This is a genomic window from Bartonella capreoli (genome assembly GCF_902813205.1).
Lineage (GTDB): Bacteria > Pseudomonadota > Alphaproteobacteria > Rhizobiales > Rhizobiaceae > Bartonella > Bartonella schoenbuchensis.
The window spans coordinates 1-457 of the sequence record NZ_CADDZX010000199.1; the positions used below are offsets into that span (position 1 = coordinate 1).

Below are 457 nucleotides of genomic sequence, written 5' to 3' on the forward strand. Positions count from 1 at the left end.
ACATGCTCCAAGATTCTGAAGAATTAGCACGCAAACGTATGCTCAGTTCTAGCCTTAACAACGGTGGTAGCGAAGGATCTACAGATACAAATAATAAAGCATCGAATAAAGATAGAGGTAGAGGCGTATTATTTGATAACCTTCAGCCCGTGCGTTTAGGTCAATCACATGCAGTGCAACTTCGTAACCGTGACTTTTTGATTACGCAAGGAACGCAAATAGATTGCACGCGAGAAACAAAGATCATGACATCACAACCCGTAATGACGACAGTGCATTTAACCCGCGATAGGTAGGCCACAAGTGGTCGGGTTGTTGGGCGCGAACGTGGTTCGAAAGTCGTGGGGGTTTACCAAAGTGGCATACGACAAGGCCAAGCGCGGGGGGTGGTGCAAGGGTCACGCAGGGAAACGCCGTCTGGTGTTGTTGTCAATAGTGGCGCACCTGGCAGAGGTCC

At 49.0% G+C, this 457-nt stretch carries 1 pseudogene; it reads left to right on the plus strand.

From position 1 onward, the window contains the following. A pseudogene (locus tag J7R05_RS08035) lies at positions 1 to 457 on the plus strand (TrbI/VirB10 family protein); the annotation flags it as partial.